General features: G+C 51.4%; 13 protein-coding genes. 6 read left to right on the top strand and 7 right to left on the bottom strand.

All coding sequences use genetic code 11. From position 1 onward, the window contains the following. The first annotated feature begins 155 nt into the window (after positions 1-155). From QWI16_RS13865 to QWI16_RS13855, 3 genes are all read left to right on the top strand, one after another. On the top strand, positions 156-971 hold the full coding sequence (locus QWI16_RS13865; RefSeq protein WP_302714032.1) for a WcbI family polysaccharide biosynthesis putative acetyltransferase: 816 nt from the start codon (positions 156-158) through the stop codon (positions 969-971). Positions 972-1,263: 292 nt separating this feature from the next. Beyond that, positions 1,264-3,066: a hypothetical protein gene (locus QWI16_RS13860; RefSeq protein WP_302714031.1), complete on the top strand. Its 1,803-nt coding sequence runs from the start codon at positions 1,264-1,266 to the stop codon at positions 3,064-3,066. Positions 3,067-3,110: 44 nt separating this feature from the next. Beyond that, positions 3,111-4,280: a glycosyltransferase gene (locus QWI16_RS13855; protein ID WP_302714030.1), complete on the top strand. Its 1,170-nt coding sequence runs from the start codon at positions 3,111-3,113 to the stop codon at positions 4,278-4,280. A 192-nt stretch (positions 4,281-4,472) separates the two neighbouring features. On the opposite strand, the gene QWI16_RS13850 is transcribed toward QWI16_RS13855, so the two are convergent. Beyond that, positions 4,473-5,132: a hypothetical protein gene (locus tag QWI16_RS13850; protein ID WP_302714029.1), complete on the bottom strand. Its 660-nt coding sequence runs from the start codon at positions 5,130-5,132 to the stop codon at positions 4,473-4,475. Between the two features lie 946 nt (positions 5,133-6,078). On the opposite strand from QWI16_RS13850, the gene QWI16_RS13845 reads away from it, so the two are divergent. The 3 genes from QWI16_RS13845 to QWI16_RS13835 are packed head-to-tail and all read left to right on the top strand — an operon-like array spanning position 6,079 to position 9,073. Beyond that, entirely contained in the window at positions 6,079-6,990 is a 912-nt protein-coding gene (locus QWI16_RS13845; protein WP_368045299.1) for a glycosyltransferase family 2 protein, read from the top strand. A 41-nt stretch (positions 6,991-7,031) separates the two neighbouring features. Further along, complete coding sequence (locus QWI16_RS13840; protein ID WP_302714027.1) at positions 7,032-7,973, top strand: glycosyltransferase family 2 protein; 942 nt, start codon at positions 7,032-7,034, stop codon at positions 7,971-7,973. A gap of 2 nt (positions 7,974-7,975) precedes the next feature. Continuing rightward, positions 7,976-9,073 (top strand): sulfotransferase family protein, encoded by a 1,098-nt coding sequence (locus QWI16_RS13835; RefSeq protein ID WP_302714026.1) that lies wholly within the window; start codon positions 7,976-7,978, stop codon positions 9,071-9,073. Positions 9,074-9,241: 168 nt separating this feature from the next. On the opposite strand, the gene QWI16_RS13830 is transcribed toward QWI16_RS13835, so the two are convergent. The 6 genes from QWI16_RS13830 to QWI16_RS13805 form a co-directional block, all read right to left on the bottom strand. Continuing rightward, entirely contained in the window at positions 9,242-9,925 is a 684-nt protein-coding gene (locus QWI16_RS13830; RefSeq protein ID WP_302714025.1) for a class I SAM-dependent methyltransferase, read from the bottom strand. A 52-nt stretch (positions 9,926-9,977) separates the two neighbouring features. Continuing rightward, positions 9,978-10,646, bottom strand: coding sequence for a class I SAM-dependent methyltransferase (locus QWI16_RS13825; RefSeq protein WP_302714024.1), 669 nt, complete (start codon positions 10,644-10,646; stop codon positions 9,978-9,980). Beyond that, complete coding sequence (locus tag QWI16_RS13820; RefSeq protein WP_302714023.1) at positions 10,643-11,632, bottom strand: hypothetical protein; 990 nt, start codon at positions 11,630-11,632, stop codon at positions 10,643-10,645. The genes QWI16_RS13825 and QWI16_RS13820 overlap by 4 nt, the downstream gene beginning before the upstream one ends. A 306-nt stretch (positions 11,633-11,938) precedes the next feature. Next, on the bottom strand, positions 11,939-12,565 hold the full coding sequence (locus QWI16_RS13815; protein ID WP_302714022.1) for a class I SAM-dependent methyltransferase: 627 nt from the start codon (positions 12,563-12,565) through the stop codon (positions 11,939-11,941). A 369-nt stretch (positions 12,566-12,934) separates the two neighbouring features. Continuing rightward, the gene (locus QWI16_RS13810; protein WP_302714021.1) at positions 12,935-14,473 is read right to left on the bottom strand and encodes a hypothetical protein; all 1,539 of its coding nucleotides are present in this window, start codon (positions 14,471-14,473) and stop codon (positions 12,935-12,937) included. A 181-nt stretch (positions 14,474-14,654) separates the two neighbouring features. Further along, positions 14,655-19,163 (bottom strand): beta strand repeat-containing protein, encoded by a 4,509-nt coding sequence (locus QWI16_RS13805; RefSeq protein ID WP_302714020.1) that lies wholly within the window; start codon positions 19,161-19,163, stop codon positions 14,655-14,657. Between the last annotated feature and the right edge of the window lie 454 nt (positions 19,164-19,617).

Genomic DNA, 19,617 nt, shown 5'->3' with positions numbered 1-19,617 from the left:
TTTGCTCCTACCGATTTTTGGGGGGAATAGAACTCTACGAGCGTAACAATCGATTGGTACGAAAACTCGAGCCGACTGTTGAACATATTGTGATACTCCCGACTAGTGTGATTAAATTACATCCACCCCCACCAATGAAGCGAAACGAAACTAAAATGAAGAACATTATAATTTATGCCACTTGCCAAGGCATACCCTTTCGAGACTTACTGCTTCAATCCGACGAAATCAAGAAGAAATACAGTGTTTTTTATTATTCGAACTTTTCAACACCCGGATCCCCGCAGTTCACAATTGATCAAGAAACATTAAGAAACTGTGAGATTTTTTTATATCATCCATCAAAAGAATTTTCCGAAGAATTTCTATCTGATTTGCTACCCCAAGAATCCATAAAACTCCAGATTCCGTACATTACGTTTAGTGCATATTGGCCCGACTTTGGGCGAATCCCCGATCGACCACTCGGGAAAAGTACTGAGTTTCCGTATGGCAGAATACCATACCGATCAGAAATTTTAGACAGGCTGGCAGATGAAATTTCATCTAAAGAGAGGCTAATTGATACATACCTACACATGAAAAGTGAGATTGGAGACAGAGCGCTCAGAATCTTAGATTCAGATTTTGAATATCTGAATCGACTAGACAGCAGAGACGGACCTTTCTTTGTAAGAAAATACATTGAAAATAATTTTCAAGAAAGGCAACTCTTCAAGATATTTAACCACCCCAAAAATGAGTTGTATTTGTTGATTACAAATCAACTTTTAAGACACCTTGAACTTCCAAAGCTCACCACTGCCGCCGCAGAAAAAATTCCTGGCCACGCCGAACAAAACTTACCCATTCACCCCGCAACTGCAGATTCATTAAATCTGAATTTTTATAAAAGAGATCTTAAGCATCTTTACTTAGGCCAAGAATACTCTTTCGAAGATTTCATTCAAGAGTATATTTCGCTACTCTAGATATCTGACTCAATATCTCCAACACCGATAAATCTTCCCACCACTAATAGATGAAGTACAGAATCGCCTAAGGGCACGGCTAAGTATTTACACCAAAGCCACCTGTCCACAAGAAGAAGATTTCATCTCCCACAAGCACCCCCTCTACTCCGACTCCAAGCAAAGCCTTGGTGCTCAAACGCTTTCAATCTACCGTATACTATAAACTTGTTGATACCAGTAGCCCGCGGTAGTATGCCCGCCAGGGCAGGGTGATTACTGGCCCTGTGGTTTTCTACGCAAAGGATATTTCATGGCTGTGCAAGACTCCCAAACTGGCACTGCGGTCCAGTACATTGCTCTTCCATTTTTCAGCTGGCCCCTGCACGAAGCCGAGCGGCTGGTACTCACCGAAAACGACGTCTCGCCCACCCCCCTGCACGAGACCCTCGCGCAGGTACTGACACTTTGCGATCAGTGGCGCAGCCTTGAGGAGCATACAGCAGTTGCCATTGAGAAGATGCCAGTCCTACAGCCCCACACTCAACAACTGCTGCAGGGGCTGAAGCATATGGTCGAGCGAGGGCTATTAGTGGACGCTGCAAAGCTCAGTCAAGTCTACGCCAAACCAGACTCCTCAGAGCCGGCACCCGAGCCCATTAAAACGCTGTATGTGCGCACTTATCGCTGCCCGAACGCGCTCGAACGTTTGCTGAGCAGCCTTCAAAATGGTCGCGCTGGCGCCTCGGTAAACACCCTGGTGGTGGTGGACGACGCCCGCGAGGCGTCGGATCTTGATCTCAGCCGCACCCTGCTGAGTAAATGGCGCCCACAACTGTCCGCCACTGTAATCCATATTACGCGGGCCGACCGGGAGCGTCTGGCAGACACTTTAGCGGCGGCCTCGGGGGCCGATGCCCAAGATCTGCGCTGGTGGCTCAACGGCGACCCGAACGACCCCGAGATGACCGCCGGGGCCACCTTTAATACCGCACTGCTACTCAGCGCAGGCACAGCCACCGCCATCATGGATGACGACGCCCAGCTGACGCCCTACGGTGACCCGCAAGAAGCATCGCAGATGGGCGTTGCCGGCAGTGAAGTGGCCCACTGGAGCATGTACGCCAGCACCGAAGCCCTGCAAAGCGCCTGGTCGCCACTGGATATCGATCCGCTGGCAGCTCACAGCCGCTGGCTTGGACAGTCGCTCAGCACGCTGTCTGCGCAAACGGAAAACCCCTGTGACTTTTGGCAATCGGTGACCAGCGCTGACTTGCACAACTTGAAACCTGGGGCGACCGTGAAAGTCAGCGCCAACGGTTTGCTCGGCGACCCAGGTACCGGCCAAGCCAGCTGGCTCTACACACTGCCACCTGAGCAGTTAAGCCCCTGGCTGCAGAGTGAAGACACTTACCGGCAGCTGGTTTCCCGCCGCCTGCTGGCGCGCCGCCCCCAGGGCCATAAGCTAATACCGCGGCATGCACTGCTAACGCCTCTGGTGGGTGTGGACAATCGCACGCTGATGCCGCCGACCATCCCCAATGGTCGCGGGGAAGATGCGGTGTTTGTCGAACTTTTGTGCTGCGTGTATCCCGATAGCCTATTCGCTCAACTGCCCTGGATGCTTAAGCATGAGCCGGAGCGGGAACGACAGTTTGACCGCGACAAATTACTGCAGCCCGCCAACGTCGATTCCGGACGTTTTATGACACTCTACCTGCGGCGGCTGCGCCACACTGTGCCGAGTGCTGAGCCTCAAACACGGCTGCAGTGGTTGGGCCAATCGCTAAAAACGCTGGCACAAGCGCCCGAGGCGACGCTGGCAAGCGAATACCGCCGCCACCTAAGTGATGATCGAAGCTCTATGGCGCGAGAGCTGATACGCAACCTGCAAACGCTGCAACCACCACCCTATCTGGCGGAAGACATGCAACTGCTGCTGACACGCTCGACTCGGGACATCGGTGCGGATCAACAAGCGCTTACCGCCACGCTTGCCCAATTGCGCCAGCGCGCCGAGCGCTACAGCCAAGCTCTGGCCAGCTGGCACACGGCCTGGGATCATTGCCGCCAGCTCGGCGAAGCCCAATCTCTGGCGATGGCAGGCACCGAGTAGCGCGTGCTACCGTTGCGCCTCCATAAACTCGGCGGGTACCAGCATTGGCCTCAAACGACCCCGTAAAATGCACGGCGTTGCACGTCGGTAAGTTCTACCCGCCCCATCGGGGCGGCATGGAAACCTACCTGCGCGACCTGCTTATGGCGCTCCATGAGCGCGGCATTCGTTGTCTGGCCTTAGTGCACCGATCCCCAGGCCCAGAGCCAAGCGAACCTCAAAGCGGCAGCGGCCCCAAAGTCGTGCGTGTTCCCGTCTGGGCCAATCTCTTGTTTACCCCCATCAGCCCCGGCTTTCCCTGGCGACTTAACCGTTTGTTGCGCGATGAATCACCAGCGATCCTGCATTTGCATATGCCCAACGTCTCGGTTTTCTGGGCGCTATTCTTACCCCGGGCTCGCCGGATTCCCTGGGTAGTGCACTGGCATGCGGACGTACCCGTGGGCGCACTTCATTGGGGGCTGCGGTGGTTTTACCGCTTTTATCGCCCGTTTGAACGCTGGGTACTCAACCGGGCCGCGGTAATCGTGACCACTTCGCCCCCCTACCTGCAAAGCAGCCCAGCCCTGGCGCCTTTTACCCAGCGGGGCCGGGTGGTTCCACTGGGCATTAACGAGCCTCCACCCTCAGACAAGCCTCCCGTTACACCTGCCGAGCCCCTGCAGCTCATTGCCGTAGGCCGGCTTGCCTATTACAAGGGTTTTGATGTACTGCTTCGAGCCTTACAACAGTGCCCGGACGTGACTCTGGATATTGTCGGCGATGGCGAGCGCAAACACGAGCTCAAGGCTCTCATAGAGCAACTGCAACTGAGCGAACGGGTGACCCTGCTGGGCAACCTATCGGAGGTGGAGCTGGATCGACGGCTTCGCGCCAGCGACTGCCTATGCCTGCCCTCCATCGAGCGTACAGAAGCCTTTGGCGTAGTGCTTTTGGAAGCCATGAGCAGGGGCAAGGCCTGCCTAGTCACCGCGGTAACGGGCACTGGTATGGCTTGGGTCGTAGAACACGAGCAAACCGGCCTGGTAGTGCCCCCCAACGATGTCGATGCATTGGCCAACGCCCTGGTCCGCCTGGCGGAAAATCGGGCTCTTTGCAAAGCAATGGGGGAAGCCGGTCTGACGCGATTCAGGGAGAGGTTCACTATCGATACGTCAGCAGGCGGGATTGCAGATATCTATAGGGAATTAACCGACGGCGTAAAAAATAAATGATAGGAATATGACATCCTTTATTTAACACTCCTCAAGCGATATTTAAGTTCGCCCCGTTGAACAGCACTACAATTTAGGTGATCGAGACTGATAGGTCCAGCATTTAACGTGCCGCAATAAAAACACATCAACACCAGCAAGGAAGCGCAGTTCCGAGCGCCCTAAGTGAAAAACCAGCAGTGTACTAAAGCTCTAACGCCCATCGATGCTGTTCAGCCGATGATTTAGTACCTCTAGGGCGGCTTGAGTGCGCGCTCGCTCGTCCGCCAAGGTCCTCTGCAGATCAGCGATAACCTCTTCTTGTGCGAGAGTGTATAAGGTTAACTCTTCGACCTTTTTTAGGAGGGTCAGCTGCATGCCTGTCATGTCAAGCCCTTCGCGGGCCACATCTGCCGCAGAAGGCACGTCAGGAAGGTGGCGATTGGCCTCGATAAAGGCGGCGACCTCAGACAGTGGCAGCAGAGAGTAATCCGGCTCAAATACATAATCGGGCACATTTAGCGTGGTACCACCGACCTTGAACCCTGCAGTGGCAATCACGAATCCTTCAGCATCAACACGCATTTCTGGTCCGTCGCCATCCACCACATTGATGCGGTACTCACCGTTACCGTTGGGCCCAGCAGTAAACGTCATGTCCGCGGAAACGTTCACCGGAGCGCCCAAAGCTTCAATGCGAAAATAGCTATAAGTTTCGGTGGTCGACACCGTTAGAGGTGCCCCCGGAGTGTTGGTGCCCACCCCGACATTCCCATCACTATTAACGAACAAGGCATCCTGAGCCTGAGACAAAGTGGCGCCAGTGGCCAGCGCCAGCATTACAGTCAATAAGACAAGGCGTGAATTCAGCATGGAAATTCCTTATTAGTTTAGTGGCCGCATTTGCCGCTGGGCTATCTTCAGCCTGGACAAAATCGGCTAACGCACTACCAAGGCGGGAAGCTCGGCCATCAAGTAAGAAAGCGTCGCTCCAACGCGAGATGTATACTCTAATATTAGTTGTTGAATTCCAGAGAAGCAAAATAGCGTGTTGAAGACTTTAATCCCTCAAGGGCCAAGAAAGTGGTTCAGGGCAGTGCTCTAAAACACTATCTCAGTCGTGCTATTCTTTCACCGCCCTACTTCAGAGCGTATTTCCCCGGAGAGATTACGAAGCACCCAGCCCCTAATATTCTCCTAAAAATCAACCTAATCTTAACATTTAGCAATTTTCACCCTTTGGACTGGAATGGTCAAGTCACCCTGCCCCACCACAGCACGCCATGCCTTTGTGATTAAATGCAGCACTGCCTAAATACCCAGAACCACAGTACTAACGGCAGTGCCCCGTATAAGGCCAATCAAGTCCCACAGGGGAAATGGCTGACCAAACCGTCCATTCGAGCGCTTTTCTAGCACTCTACCTAGGCAAAACGGGCTCAGCCCCCCCTCCAAATAGTCATCGCCGAAAAACTAAACAATACCACTCTGGCTTAGAACTAAGATCTCTATAGAATTGCAAGCAATACTTAATCGACTCAACAATCTCAGTCCATATTCAAAAGTACGGCCAAAACAAATATCGAGCCTCCTCCCGATAGTATATTACAATGCCCCACTAAGCAGCCACACGCCTTACATCTTACCAGTCAAAGCTAACTCAGGTGGAATGTCATTCACAGTTCAACATATGCCATCTCTAGCCCGCTGAAATGACTGTGTAACCACTTTTAGCTTGAGGCCATTTGCGCGAGGGGAAGATACTTGAACTGGAGGTGTGGGCCGCATACACTCCAGACTCCCAGCGCCGAACAGCTAGATGAGGCCAAATCATACACCGACTTGCCAATGCATGTGTTTTTTAGAAGGACGTACTAAATTGAAGCTTTGCATGACAATCCTTGTGCGTGACGAAGAAGAGTTAATCCGGGCAAACCTCGATTATCACCTGAGTCGGGGTGTAGACTTTATTGTTGCCACGGACAACCGTTCACAAGATAGTACAGCCGACATACTACGGGAGTACGAAAAAAGGGGGGTTTTGCACTATATTTTTGAGCCAGATGATGATTACTCTCAAGACCAATGGGTTACGCGAATGGCAAGAATTGCGGCTGAGCAATACAAAGCTGATTGGATCATGCACGTCGATGCAGACGAATTCTGGTGGCCATCCGACGGAAGAAAAATTCCAAAAATTCTTGAATCTGTGGACAATAGCATTGACGGCTTAATAGTACCAAGGAGCAACTTCGTTCCTATTGAGAACTACGATGACCGATCTCCGTTCTTCACGCAACTAACCGTACGCGAGAAAAAATCACTGAACCCTCTTGGCCGACCACTTCCCCCCAAAGTCTGCCATCGCGGGACGTCAGACATAAAAGTCAGCCAAGGAAATCACTCTTTTGGATTTGAAAACCGAGCCCCGCGCACAGAGCAGTGCGGGAACATTCTCATTTTTCATTTTCAAAAAAGGGGCTTCAAGCAGTTCCAGAAAAGAATACAGCAAGGAGGAGCAGCGTACGACCGAAACCAAAGACTCAATAAAGCTGTCGGCGACACTTGGCGAGAACTCTACGAGCTGGATAGAAAAGGAGAGCTTCAGGAGTATTTTACTGATTCAACTTATACTGACGAAGAGATAAAACAAGGAATAGTTAACGAATCTCTTGTCTCAGATACACGATTCATGCTTTATATGACAGAACTTTACGGCCAGCAGCAATAAATCCAAGAACACCTAGCAATGTTAAAACTAAGGACAGAGAATTGAAATTAATTGGAAAAGATTATCGATCCAAATTCCCCAGTGAAGAGCATTTCCCCTTATTTTGCTGTGTTCGGAATGAAACCCTAAGATTGCCTTACTTTCTTAAGTATTATCGCACGCTTGGCTTCCAAGAATTTGTTTTTGTAGACAATGCATCAACTGACGGCACTACCCAATTTCTTCTTGAGCAGGACGACTGCACGGTTTTCTGGACCGACCAGCCATACTCCGAAAGCTGTTGTGGAATTGATTGGATCAACCAGTTGTTGTCACAACTTGAAGGGCAGCAATGGGTTTTAATTGTTGATGCTGACGAAATATTGGTTTTCCCGAAGATTGAGAGCATACCACTTCGTGAGCTAACCGACTGCTTAGAGCATGAAGGCGCAAACGCTTTACCGACTTTTCTACTTGATATGTATGGCGAAGGCCCCATTAGCAAGATTCAGTATTCTCAAGAAGGATCTTTTATTTCTACCTGCCCATATTTCGATCGGTCTGGATACACCCTAGCCGAGGCAGGTTATTTTAAGGGCTTGCCGGTAAGGGGCGGCGCAAGACAACGGCTGTTTTGGGACGGCATACAACATACTGCAAATCCCCCCTACTTAGCTAAGACACCTTTAGTCAAATGGAATAGAGAGATGCGCTTAGAGGCATCCACTCATATCGTCCAAGGAGCCCGGCCCGGCAGCACCTCCGGCGCACTCCTTCACTTTAAAATGCTTTCCGATTTTTCCGAATCTGTCGCCTTAGAAGCAAGCAGAAAAGAGCACTGGGATGATGCCGGGCAGTATGCTGTCTATTCAAGTGTCGTTAAAGCTTGTCCCGACCTAAACCCAATGTGCTCTTTGTCAGAGAGATATGAAAACAGCATGCAGCTTGTTGAGCTTGGACTAATGCGGTATCGGAAGCAGTTATCGCATCTTGGAGCCAAATAAAGATGAAGATATGTATTGTAGGAACAAGCCGGTGCGGAACGACACTTCTACGCAACCTTATTCACTCCCACCCGGATATCTCGGTGTTTAATGAAACTCACTGGATCCCGAGAATGTTTGAATTTTTTGGCACACAACGGGTAAATTACAAGCGCTTGATTGATGTTGCAGAGAAAACCACCTGGGATACAGGAAAGAATCTTATTGATGTCAATTCAGCGTACTCCCATCACGACTCAAACACATCTCTTAGAGCCGAACTTTATCGTCGTCTAGAAGTAAGAAAACTGCTAACAATATCAGAATTTATGGATGAGCTTGCACAAACGACTTTTGGTGAGAATATTGTATGGGGTGATAAAACTCCGGACTACGGTTTTTACATGGGGACCATTCGTGAGCTATGGCCTGATTGCAAATTTATCCATATCACTCGGGACGGCTTAGATACAAGCCGTTCAATGTCAAAGCACTCAGGATGCAAGTTGATGGTAAGTGCCGGCTACGATAACTGGTGCAGCCTTTCATATGACGGCTTATATGAAAAGTATGAAATGCGCGCCCTACCTTTAAAAGATTACACCTCTTCGTGGCACAGAAGACTGAAGAGGATCAGGAATGAGGCATCAAGAATTCCGGATCATCAGTACTTTGAATGCTCTTACGATGACTTACTGCAAGAACCCAGGTCAATTCTCACAAAAGTTATGGAATTTTCTAACTTAAAAACTGACACGTGTTGGTTAGAGGTTGCACTACAAATGATAAGGCCACCCCGTCAAAAATCTTACTCGTCTTCAGCACTCGAAATCGCACTACTAGGCCCAGAAAATGTATATGCAATTGCGAAGGAAGCATTCCCCTCAAGGCATTTCCTAACCATTGACCACGAGGCGGAAGCAGAGTCACAGCTGCTTTCACTTCACAAGAATAGTCAATGTATCGAAAATCGTATTCACACTGCGATATCTGTCTTTGCTTTCGCCACAATCATTAGTCGCGATTCGCTGGCGGCGCGCGCAGCCCTAAGTGTTGCCGAGACACTTGAGGAAATCAGCAACCCTGCCGAAATAGAGCCCTGGAGTCAGTTCACCCCGTGACGGCATGCATCACATCAGGGATGGCGCGCGGCCTTAAAGCCTCGGGATATCGGAGGTAAAACACTGGAAAGCAATATGCAAAAGTCTAGATATCGCCACACTGGGAATCGTGAGCCAAACTTGCTCCATGGAGGTGTCATGATGAGGGAAATGCAATAAAGACCCTCGTTAGTCCTGACGGACTGCCCAATTTAAAGATTCAATGCGACCATCAAATGGCTCAGTAGTGCCATTCGGTAGAAACTTAAAAAGCTTCTTAATATCACCTTGATCATAGGTTAAGTCTGACGGCAAATCTATAAACTCCTTTTTTAGAACAACCGAGACATTATAACCATAAGACTTAATAGAAGCATTTCGGCAATTAAAATTCGCCATAACCAATTGATAAAGTAGCAGCCCAGCATTCCAGAGAGTGACATGCCCACCAACAATCTGATGCTTTAAAGGAGGAACAGTAACCGCGAGAACTCCACCTTCTTTAAGATCTCTATTTATTTTTTTTAAGAATATATTTGGGTTTAATTGGTGCTCGAGTATATGTGAGGCCCAAACCGCATCAAACTGTTCGTCAAACTCCATTGAGTTGTAATCACCAAACAGGCACGCATAGCTAGACTCCCTGCCTTCAAAGTACACCGAAGTTCCGTAGTCAACAGCCGTAACTACCTTTCCCATATCAGCCATAATTTGGCTATGCGCGCCAGAGCCGCTCCCAATGTCGAGAACAGTATCAAATTCAAAATTCTCCAAAAAATAAGCCAGAGTTTCACCGGCAAAAGGCAGCATTGAAAAGGGAGAGGAAACTGTTCCATTACGGAACTGTAGACGTTCGGCCTGCGTTTTTAACATACAAATTTCCGACTATCGCCACGAATTATTATCAATTAGACCAAGAGCTAGCTCAGGCAGTAATCCGAATTGCGGCAGAATACTGAACCCCTCTGGCAATAACTTCAAAATTGAACTTAGAAGCATTAATCCATGCACAGAAAGCTTTCCACTCACCATCCGGCCATGCTGAATAGACCCCCGAATTCTGCCAATCACACAGCTCATCAAACACGATCACAACTTCTGGAACCAAGTAACGATCCAAGGATTCAAGCACGAATTTTGCTGAGCTATAAAGATCGGCATCAATATGCAGGAGAGCGACTATCCCATTAAAGCTGGATAGCCAAACAGGCAGTGTGCTCTCAAAATAGCCCTCAACGAGCGTTACGTTATCTGGCACCGTCGGTTTCTGAGTTAGCCTGAAATGCCCCACACCATAGAACTTCCCATCGGTGGTTCGAACCCAAGGCTCTGGCAAACCGACAAAAGAGTCAAAACCATATATTCTGCGGCCTGGAAATAGGTCGGATAAATATCTGATTGACGCCCCCTTATACACACCGAACTCCAGAATAGAGCCTTTACTAGGCGCACGCTCCGAAGCAATACCAAGGACACCGGGGCGATCGGGAAGCACACACTCGCACGTAAGAAAACGAGCCAACAACTTACGTTCGTCTTCGCTGTCTAAACAATTGAGAAGGTTCAAAGATATCTGGTTTGCAGATGTACTCATTGTTCACCGACAATATCATTTTTAAATCGCAGTTTGTCCTGCGACATATCATCTACATCCACTTGTCTCAAGGCGAATCTTATCGAAAAATCCACCCCTTCCGGCGTTTCGCGAAGAGTATGGCATTGCGAACACAAAATATCAAGAAAGTCTACTGACCTCAAAGATCCGTTATGCATAGATTTGACCGGCAAGCCAAATATCGATTCTTCTGACGGTTGGCCAAGTGGTTTTGCCAAGGCTCGGGCCGGCACGCCAAGCGCTGATGACTCAACCAACACGGTAGAAGAGTGAGCATAAATTGCTTTTGCACTTTGTAGTTCTTGGTGTGTCTGGAATCGAGAGACCGAAATGTGGCTCAAATGCTGGGGCAGCTTTATTGTAGATGAGTCAAGCGGATGGGGACAAAACACGAGTCTTTCACCTGGATGACAATTAGCCACAAAGTCTAAGTCACGCTGATTGGAATGTTCTATCTCTAGAAACGAGCTTCGGTAACGATAATTTGCAGAGTCCCACCAAATTTGGCCGGCAAAAAGTACTTTTTGTTCACGCTTTATCTTATCTACACATGAGCGCCTAAAGCCAATACTCGTTCGATAGCTTTCAATATATTCGTCGCACTCAGCCGCCTTGGCACTCCCGGCGTGCGGACGACCCTGATAGGAAAGGCCTGTGCCGAAACAGTTGAAAATAATGTGATTTTTTTGCGGCAACAATCCGTTTTCCACTAAAACTAGCGGACACTCTCTTGCCACCAATTGTATCATCCATTGCGCCGCCGGCTCGGCGTCATTAATAACGATTGCCAAGGTAGGACGAAACCGACTCAAACTTAAGAGAAACTGCTGCGTTCCTTGCCATGACAGCTGTGGGAAAAACCACTCGCAAGCCCCCGCAACTTTAGAGACGATTCGGTGAACCGACTTCTTTGTCGGGTTCAATTTCGGATAACTAGTGAGTAGCGCAACTCTGTCGTATAGCATGGGCATCTTCATTTAAGAAAGGTGGTATTTTTTTTGGAACGGATGAAAGAACTCAAGTCAGGTTTAGCACAAGAAGTCTATAGAACATAGGAACTACCCCCTTTTCATATCAGTACCCGCGGAGCTATTGACTTAAAGTATATGCTGGCGCACGATTAAAGCGCCTTGCTGCCACACTGCCCCCAATCGCCTACTACTTGCACAAACCAAATTAACACCATGTTTTTCTCAGCAACTTTCACACACCCACTTCGCCGCCATCGTATGGGCACAACAAAGCCACCGGAGCTTGGCGAGGAAAGCATGTCAAATAGTGCACAACACTGTTTGGCAAGTTGGCATCCCCTCTTTTAGGTTCATTATTTGGTGATCAAGAATTCGGAAATTTCGATCCTTTAAATAAGCTGCAAACTCAGACTTGTTCCACTCTCGGACGTGAGCTGGATTAGCTGGAGGCCCCATAGAGTCAGCCCCGCGGCGCAAATCTCGCTCTGGTGTAGATATAATTATTCTAGAATTCTCTGATGCACACCTTCGAATGTAGTTAAGAAGTGAATCCGGATCTACCAAATGTTCGACAACGTCCGCCGAAACAATAAGATCAAACTTTTCGTTGAATGATGTCTGCGGAACCTCAAGATTATCAACTATCCACTGACCAAAAGCATGATTGCTATTGCAGTAGTCGATCGCATGATCCTGATCGACACCAACGATTTTTTCGCAGAGGGGCCTGATATACTTAGCCAGCTTCAGAGCATAGCCACAACCGACATCGAGAACACTTCGACACCCCAGCTTTTGGATAACATCAGCTGCAAATTGATAGACCTCCAACTGGTAAGTCAACGCATCCTCTTCAGAGTCGTTAAATGGGCGAGGAATCTTATGACTCCTATAGTCCTGCTTTAAAAAATAGTTATCAGGGTTCAAAAAATATGCTCCTCGAAATATTCGCGCTCGACAGCCTATCTTACCCTTTAGTTAGCCAGCCTCAGCTTATTTGACATTTCAAAAACTAAATAGGGTAAAGGGGCTAGTCAAGTGACTTGTAAGGCGGACTCACCAACTCGAATAGAGCGTTGATCCGCCGTTCGCGGCGGAAAGGCTTTGCAAAAACCTATAAATAGTGGAGCGAGGAAGCTCATCTGTCTCGGCACTAGTTTCGCATTATCGTCTTGTGGAGACAGCATTTTTGTCTAGCCAATCGACTTAGGCTGAGATTTATTGAATTGATCTGGAAGAGCAAAAGCTCGGCGCCCTAAGAAACGCACTCTCAAAGGGCGCGAGAATATTTTACCCTTACTGCCTCATGCTCTCAATCTCTTTCCTGAGCTCAGCAATTAACTTGCGCTGTTCCTCAATCGCCTCTTGCTGCTGAATCGTATAGAGCGTAAGCTCCTCAACCTTCTCCATGATTAGCTTCTGCATATCGGTCATATTCAGGCCATCCTTTTCAATCTCCTTCGCGGAAGGCACATTAGGTAAATGACGATTTTTCTGAATAAATTTCTTTACTTCATTCAGAGGCATTAGCACATAATCATCAGCAAATACGTAATCCGGAAAAGTTGAACCATTGGCGGTTAAGGTGCCGCTTATTGTGAGATTCCCATCTGCATCTAGCGCAAATTCTTGAGCGTCTGCATCCACAATATTGATACGCAACTGCCCGTCGGCACCAGCATCAGTAAATGTGAAGTCTACCGAAGAGTTGGGCGAGGCCTGCGTAGCCGTTAAACGAAAAAAGTTAAAGCTGGCTACCGACGAGACTTCGAACTTGGCATCTGGGGAATCAGTGCCCACCCCCACGTCACCATCGGTATCAATAAAAAACGAGTTGGTCGGCGCGCCTGGACGGATTTTGAAAGGGAGTTTGCTGCTATTGGTTACATCGCGAATAAAGAAATTGGTTTCATTTCCAGCGACATCCCAAGTCTGAGCGGCAAAGCCGGAGCTGCCGTCTTGCTCAAGCCGCACAGCAGGTGTATTGCCGTCTGTCATGTGTACCGGCACAACTGGCGTGGTGGTTCGGATACCAATTCGACCTTCGTCGGCGATGTACAAAGTGTTATTAGGCGCGTTGCCTTCCACGGTGAATGGAGTGCGTCCGGTTGTTGTATTATCGATGGAAAATTTATTCATACCACCATTGCTGGTCTCGTTTGCAGTGAGCTGCCAGTCGTGGTTAGGAAAGCTTCCGGAGTTACTGGTATCGTCAAACTTGATTCTAAGGTTGTTCTCCTTTAAACGAATGGTGTCGAAGCCAAAGTTTTCGCTGGTGGTACAGTCGACGCCGACACACAGGCTGCCCTGGACTTCTACGTCTGAAACGAACGTTTGCTCCTCAGCAACAAGCTCGCCGCGCTCTTCACCGACAACTTTGGAGGCTCGAAAGCTTGAGCCTTTATAGGGTGCCTCCGCGACATTCGAAGTGACGAGCTGCCCGCCCTGTATCGAGAAGCTGCCAAACCCGCCCTCGATTGGCTCAATAGTAACCGGCTGGTCGCTGTTGCGATCGCGCGACATCCCCGGAACACCCATAATGCGCAGCTCGTAGCGGTAAGTACCATCGGGCAAGTTGTCCCCAGCCAAGGCAGCGGGGACAAACTCTATCGGCCCCCCAGCGGAAAAGCTGAAGCGCTCATAATAGCCTTCCGGGCCCGAGATAATCAGGTCGACCTCGGCATCCAACCCCATAATATCTGTCGGCTCGAAAACCACCGCGTCAGGCAGTGTGTGACTCTCAAAGAGAACCGAGTTCTGGGCATTTGCCCACGAACAAGCCGCGGCGATAGTTATCGCCAATGCGGTCATTTTAATTGTTTTGTATGTGTTCACCTTCAGCTCCTCTCAGCTTGCATTGGCATTGGGATACAGCGTTGTTGTTTTAGCACGGCCTGCGGACCGCGCCAGATCATTTGTCTGTTTGTCGCCGGGTCTGGTCTACCACGGCTGGTTGTTATATATGCATTATGGCGCATTTTTAGCACTCGCGCAGGGTTAACAGCTCCCTGCTCCATCAAAAACCTGTTCGAGCTGTGACTCTCAGAGCCCGCCAACCGATAATGGCCATTAGCAGAGTCATGAAGGTCAACCACAGTGTGTTGATCGCCGGCAGAGGTGCCGCCTCGCCTACCGATAGAGATACCGGCGCGCCGGCGGTGTTGCCAAGATCAGAGGCCAGCTCGCTCGTGACACCAGAATATGAGCCGGGCGCAGTGTAGACGGGAATGCTCAACACTACCTGGAACGAACACGAGCCACCAGCCGCAATCGCACCGCCGGTCAACGCGACCGTCGATGTTCCGTTAACCACAGAGCCAGTCCCACACGCGTCATTCAGGGGCGTAGTCGTAGCGGTCATGCCGGGCACAAATGCATCCAGATCAAAGCTGAAACCCAGTCCAGACAGTGCATTGGCCGGATCCGGGTTAATGATTTCAAAGGTCGCTGTTGTCGTAGAACCCGGCTGAACGGTGCTTGGGTCAATGGCTGCCGTAAATGCCAGCGACTCAACGACCAGATCGCCGCTGGCGGCGGTCGCCTCAACCGCAATGCCACCTCGCGAACCGGTAGCCACGCTAGTGGTGTTGGTGTAGGTACCACTCGCAGCGCCAGCTGGAACACGTACCGGAACGACAATAGTACAAGAGCCGCCAGCGGCCAGGTTGCCCCCCGTCACAGTCACAGTGCTTGTGCCCGATACATTCGAACCAGTGCCACAAGCATCGGCAATAGGCAGACCCTCAGCCACCAGGCCTGACAGAACGGCATCGAGATCGTCAGTCAACGCAATGTCCGTGAGCGCAAAGGCCGAGCCATTCACAAACGACAGCTCCATTTCCACGAGGCCGCCCGGCAATACTGGCTGGCTGCGGAACGATTTGAGCATGACAAAGTCGCCAGTCACAACATCCAGAGTGTCAGTGGCCGTGCCACTGTTTCCCGAGCTCGAGGTCAGATCACCGGTGGTATTGATAAAGTTGCCCTCGGCAGTGCTGATGATATCGACTTGCACAGTACACACGCTGCCGGCCCCGACAGTGGCGCCGGTATAACTAACGGTGCTGCTTCCGGCAACTGCGGTGAGCGTTCCACCGGTGCAGGTGGTCGAGCCATTTGGTGTACCAGACACCTGAAGTCCAGCAGGCAGGTTATCGGTAAAGTCCAGTGACGTCGCCGCCACAGCACTGGCGCTGTTGTCGATCGTAAAGGTCAGGGTCGAGGTGCCGCTAAGCGCAATGGCACTGGGTGCAAACACCTTGGCAAAGGTCGGCGGCGGCTCGATCTGCAGCGCGTCTGAGGCAGGGTCAGCCACAAGCAAGCCGTTGCTGGTCAGGTTAGATGTGGTGTTCGTGTAGCTGCCGGCTGTGGCAGACGCCGGAACCTGGAGCTGGACGCTAAAAGAGCAAGAGTCGCCGGGGCCAAGATCTCCGCCGGTAAAGGTCAGCAAGCTTGTGCCGCCCAAAAGCGAGCCTGCGCCACACACATTGGATTGCGGTGTATTGGTCGCCACCAAACCGGCCATTACCGAGCTAAGACTGTCGGTAAAGGACAGGCCACTGACGCCATTGCCAGCATCAAGATTCTCAATGGTGAAGCTCAGCGTGACCGCACCTGTGGCCGTGCTGGGCCCGGAAAAACTCTTGGTAAAGGTCACATTGTTGATTTGCAGCGTATCGGTTGCGGCGGTGCCTTCGATGGGCACGCCGCCAATGGTCCCCGTGACCGTCGATGTAGTGTTAACCGCACTGCCGGAAGCACTGGCCGGGATGCTCAACGTAGCCGAAAAGGTGCAGGATGCACCGGGGGCGAGTTCGCCACCGGTTAACGTTAATTCATTGGTACCCGAGAGCTGGGAGCCAACACCACAAACACCCGCCTGAGCGCCACTTGCCGAGACCAGGCCGGAGAATACCGCATCGAGGTCATCCGTGAAGGCAATATTGCTGATGGTATCGCTGGGGCTGGTGTTGGTGACCGTAAACTCCAAGGTCACTGTGCCACCCGGAGCGGCGGGATCGTCAATAAACTCCTTGGTCAACGCCAAGGGATCGGTTACCAACACGCTATCAACCGCCCCGGGAGCAACAAACGGGGTGCCGTCAGCGGAACCGGTAAGGTTAGAGGTCACATTGGCGTAATTGCCGGCAGCGGTGCCTGCAGGCACCTGCAGCACCGTAGAAAAGGTGCAATTTTCACCCACCGCCAAGTTACCGCCCGTGATGGTCAACACCCCACCAGAGAAACTGGCGGAAGAGCCGGCGCCACAAATATTGCTCTGCGGCATATCGGTAGGTGCCAGGCCAGTCAATACCGCCCCAAGATTGTCAGTAAACGACAGCGCAGTCAGGGGATCGGCGCTCAGGTTGTCGATAAAAAAGGTCAGAGTTACGGTGCCGCCCGATACCACCGGGTCGTCGATAAAGCCTTTCTGAAAATCCACATACGCGATATCAAGATTATCACTGGCGGGGCTACCCACAACGGGCTCGCCAGCGGCCGTGGCGGTAACCGTGCTGGTGGTGCTGGGGTAGCTTGCGGGCGCAGCATCCACAGGCACCTGGAGAACAACCGTAAAAGTGCATGTGTCCCCGGCCGTAAGGCTGGCCCCGGATAGGGATACCACGCCGCCGCCCGTGGAAAGCGCACCGCCACAGGGCGAGAGCGGAGAGGTATCTACCGTAAGATTGGTGAGTGCAGCGCCCAGGTCATCGGTAAAGGCGATATTGGTAAAGTCCTCCGGGCTCTCGCTGGCATCCAGCGTATACACCAAGTCCACCGTATCGCCGGCGCCTACCGGGTCATCAAAAGTTTTGCTTAGCTGCGGCGCAGCGCCGCGGCTAACCTGATCCACGCCGCGGTTGCCGGCCACCTGGCCACTGCCATAGTCACCCAAAATCGGTGTGGTCTGGTTGATATAAGTCCCTGGGGGAACGCTAGAGGGCAGCTGTACATCCACCTGGAAGGTACAGGAAGCTCCAGCCGCCAGAGAACCGTCGATAAGGCGGTAAGTCCGATTGGAAGACCCACCATCGATATCAAAGAAAGTCGACCCCGCCCCGCAGGCGCCAGGAACACTGAAAGGGGTGACACTGGCAGCGCCGACAAAGGCGATGAAGTCATCATCAAAAGTAAGATCCGTTACGGTGGTAGATGGGTGTGGGTTGCTCACCGTGAACCGAGCGGTGATCAGCTCCCCATCCTCTACTTGCTCAACCGCAACGCAGGGATCTGTCGTCGCGGCGCCTGACTCGCAGAACTCCTTCACCAAAACCGGTGCATAGCCAACGTTCAGAGTGTCAGTCGCCGGTGAATAAGTGCCGGCGCTGGAACCTACGTTGCTGGTGGTATTGGGGTAACTACCCGCGGCGGCACCGCCGGGTACCGTAACCTCGACAGAGAAGGTGCAGGACTCACCGCTGGCCAGGCTGCCGCCGCTAAAACTGAGCAGACTGCTACCAGAAATGCTGGAGCCAGCGCCACAGGGCGACAACAAGAATGGGCCATTCGCCACAAGACCAGACAGCGTAGCATCCAGGTCGTCGGTAAAGTTAATGCCAGTAACGGTATCACGGGTACTGTTGGTCAGGGTGAATACCAAATCCGTTGTGCCGCCTGGGGGCACGGGATCGTCAAAACGCTTTGTCAGCCCAACGGGGTCCAGGCTGGAAACCACCTGGTCTACAGCGTAGCCCAAGTTACCCAATGACGAGCCGGCATTGGTGGTACGGTTATTAAGCGTACCCAAACCGGTGACTTCCAGATTAACGCCTATTTCGCAGCTGGTACCGGCGAGCAGGAAAGCATTAACCAAAGAAACTGAGGATGCTCCCGCCGTTGCGGTAAAGGTGCCGCCGGAACAAGTATTAAGAACATCGGGCGCCGCCGCTACTTGTAAACCCGCGGGCAAGTTGTCCGTGAAACCGAGGCCGGTGACAGGGCTACCCCCGGTATAATCGATAAAAAAGCTCAGCCGAATGATTTGTCCTGGGGCGGTGCTATTGGTGGAGAATAACTTGCTAAAGCTAGGGCGATTCTCATCAATCTCCAAGGTGTCGGCAGCCGGGCCGCTGTTTCCCGCGCTGGAGATCAAGTCGCTACTGACGTTGTCATAGTTGCCTGAGGCGACCCCAATGTCACCGGTGACATCTACCGTCAAGGTACAGGTGCCGCCAGCGCCCAACCGGGGCGAGGAGAAGGTTATCGTATCGCCTCCGGCCGGTGCGGTCACCAAGGTTCCCAGGTCGCAGCCGGCCCCTAAGGTCGGACTGGGCGGCGAGGCAAGCACCAACCCCGGCGGCAGTACATCGGTAAATTCAAAATCCGTCGCCGCGGCCGGCGCCGTAATGGTAAAGGTCAGAGCAGAGGTACTCTCCGGCCCGATGACATCGGGGCTAAAGGTTTTTGAGAAGCTGGCCTGGGCTGCGGCCTCGCCGGCAAACGCCAATGCGAAAAGAGGGGCAACGAGCGTCTTAGCGACCCGGCTCAACAATGCTGGGCGGCTGGCGGCGTACTTGAAATTCATATTATCTGCCTTGATTCTTATGCTGAGCGTTAGAAGTAGTGCAAACCACAAGACTGGATATTCCCCATCAAACCCAATCATCTGGCCGGTTACGAGCGACAATAGGCCTTCCAACAGCTCCTAGCGTCCCTTTTCAACTTATCGGGTGGCGCGAAATTCCCGGTCCACCTGCTGGTGCTTAGGGTACCACCGGCACGGCTTTGTGAAAAGAGTCACAGTGAGCATTTATTAACCGCAGCACCCACCCCCGGCGGTTACCACCTGGGCTGCGAAGTGTAAATAAACTCATTGATTTTCAACGTGTTACTAAAATTCAGGCAGCCGCCCTGCCCGTCACGAAAACTCAGCCTGTTCATTCAAACCACAAAATCCGGCGTGCCATAGGGTGGGGCAATCGCAAACGGGTGATACGGCAAAAGCCCCTTCCCCAGAATCAGGCCTCACCTCTTGGCTT

Origin of the sequence: Gilvimarinus algae (genome assembly GCF_030518215.1) — a bacterium.
In the GTDB taxonomy this organism is placed as follows: Bacteria; Pseudomonadota; Gammaproteobacteria; order Pseudomonadales; family Cellvibrionaceae; genus Gilvimarinus; species Gilvimarinus algae.
This window is presented reverse-complemented; position numbering and strand designations above follow the sequence as displayed.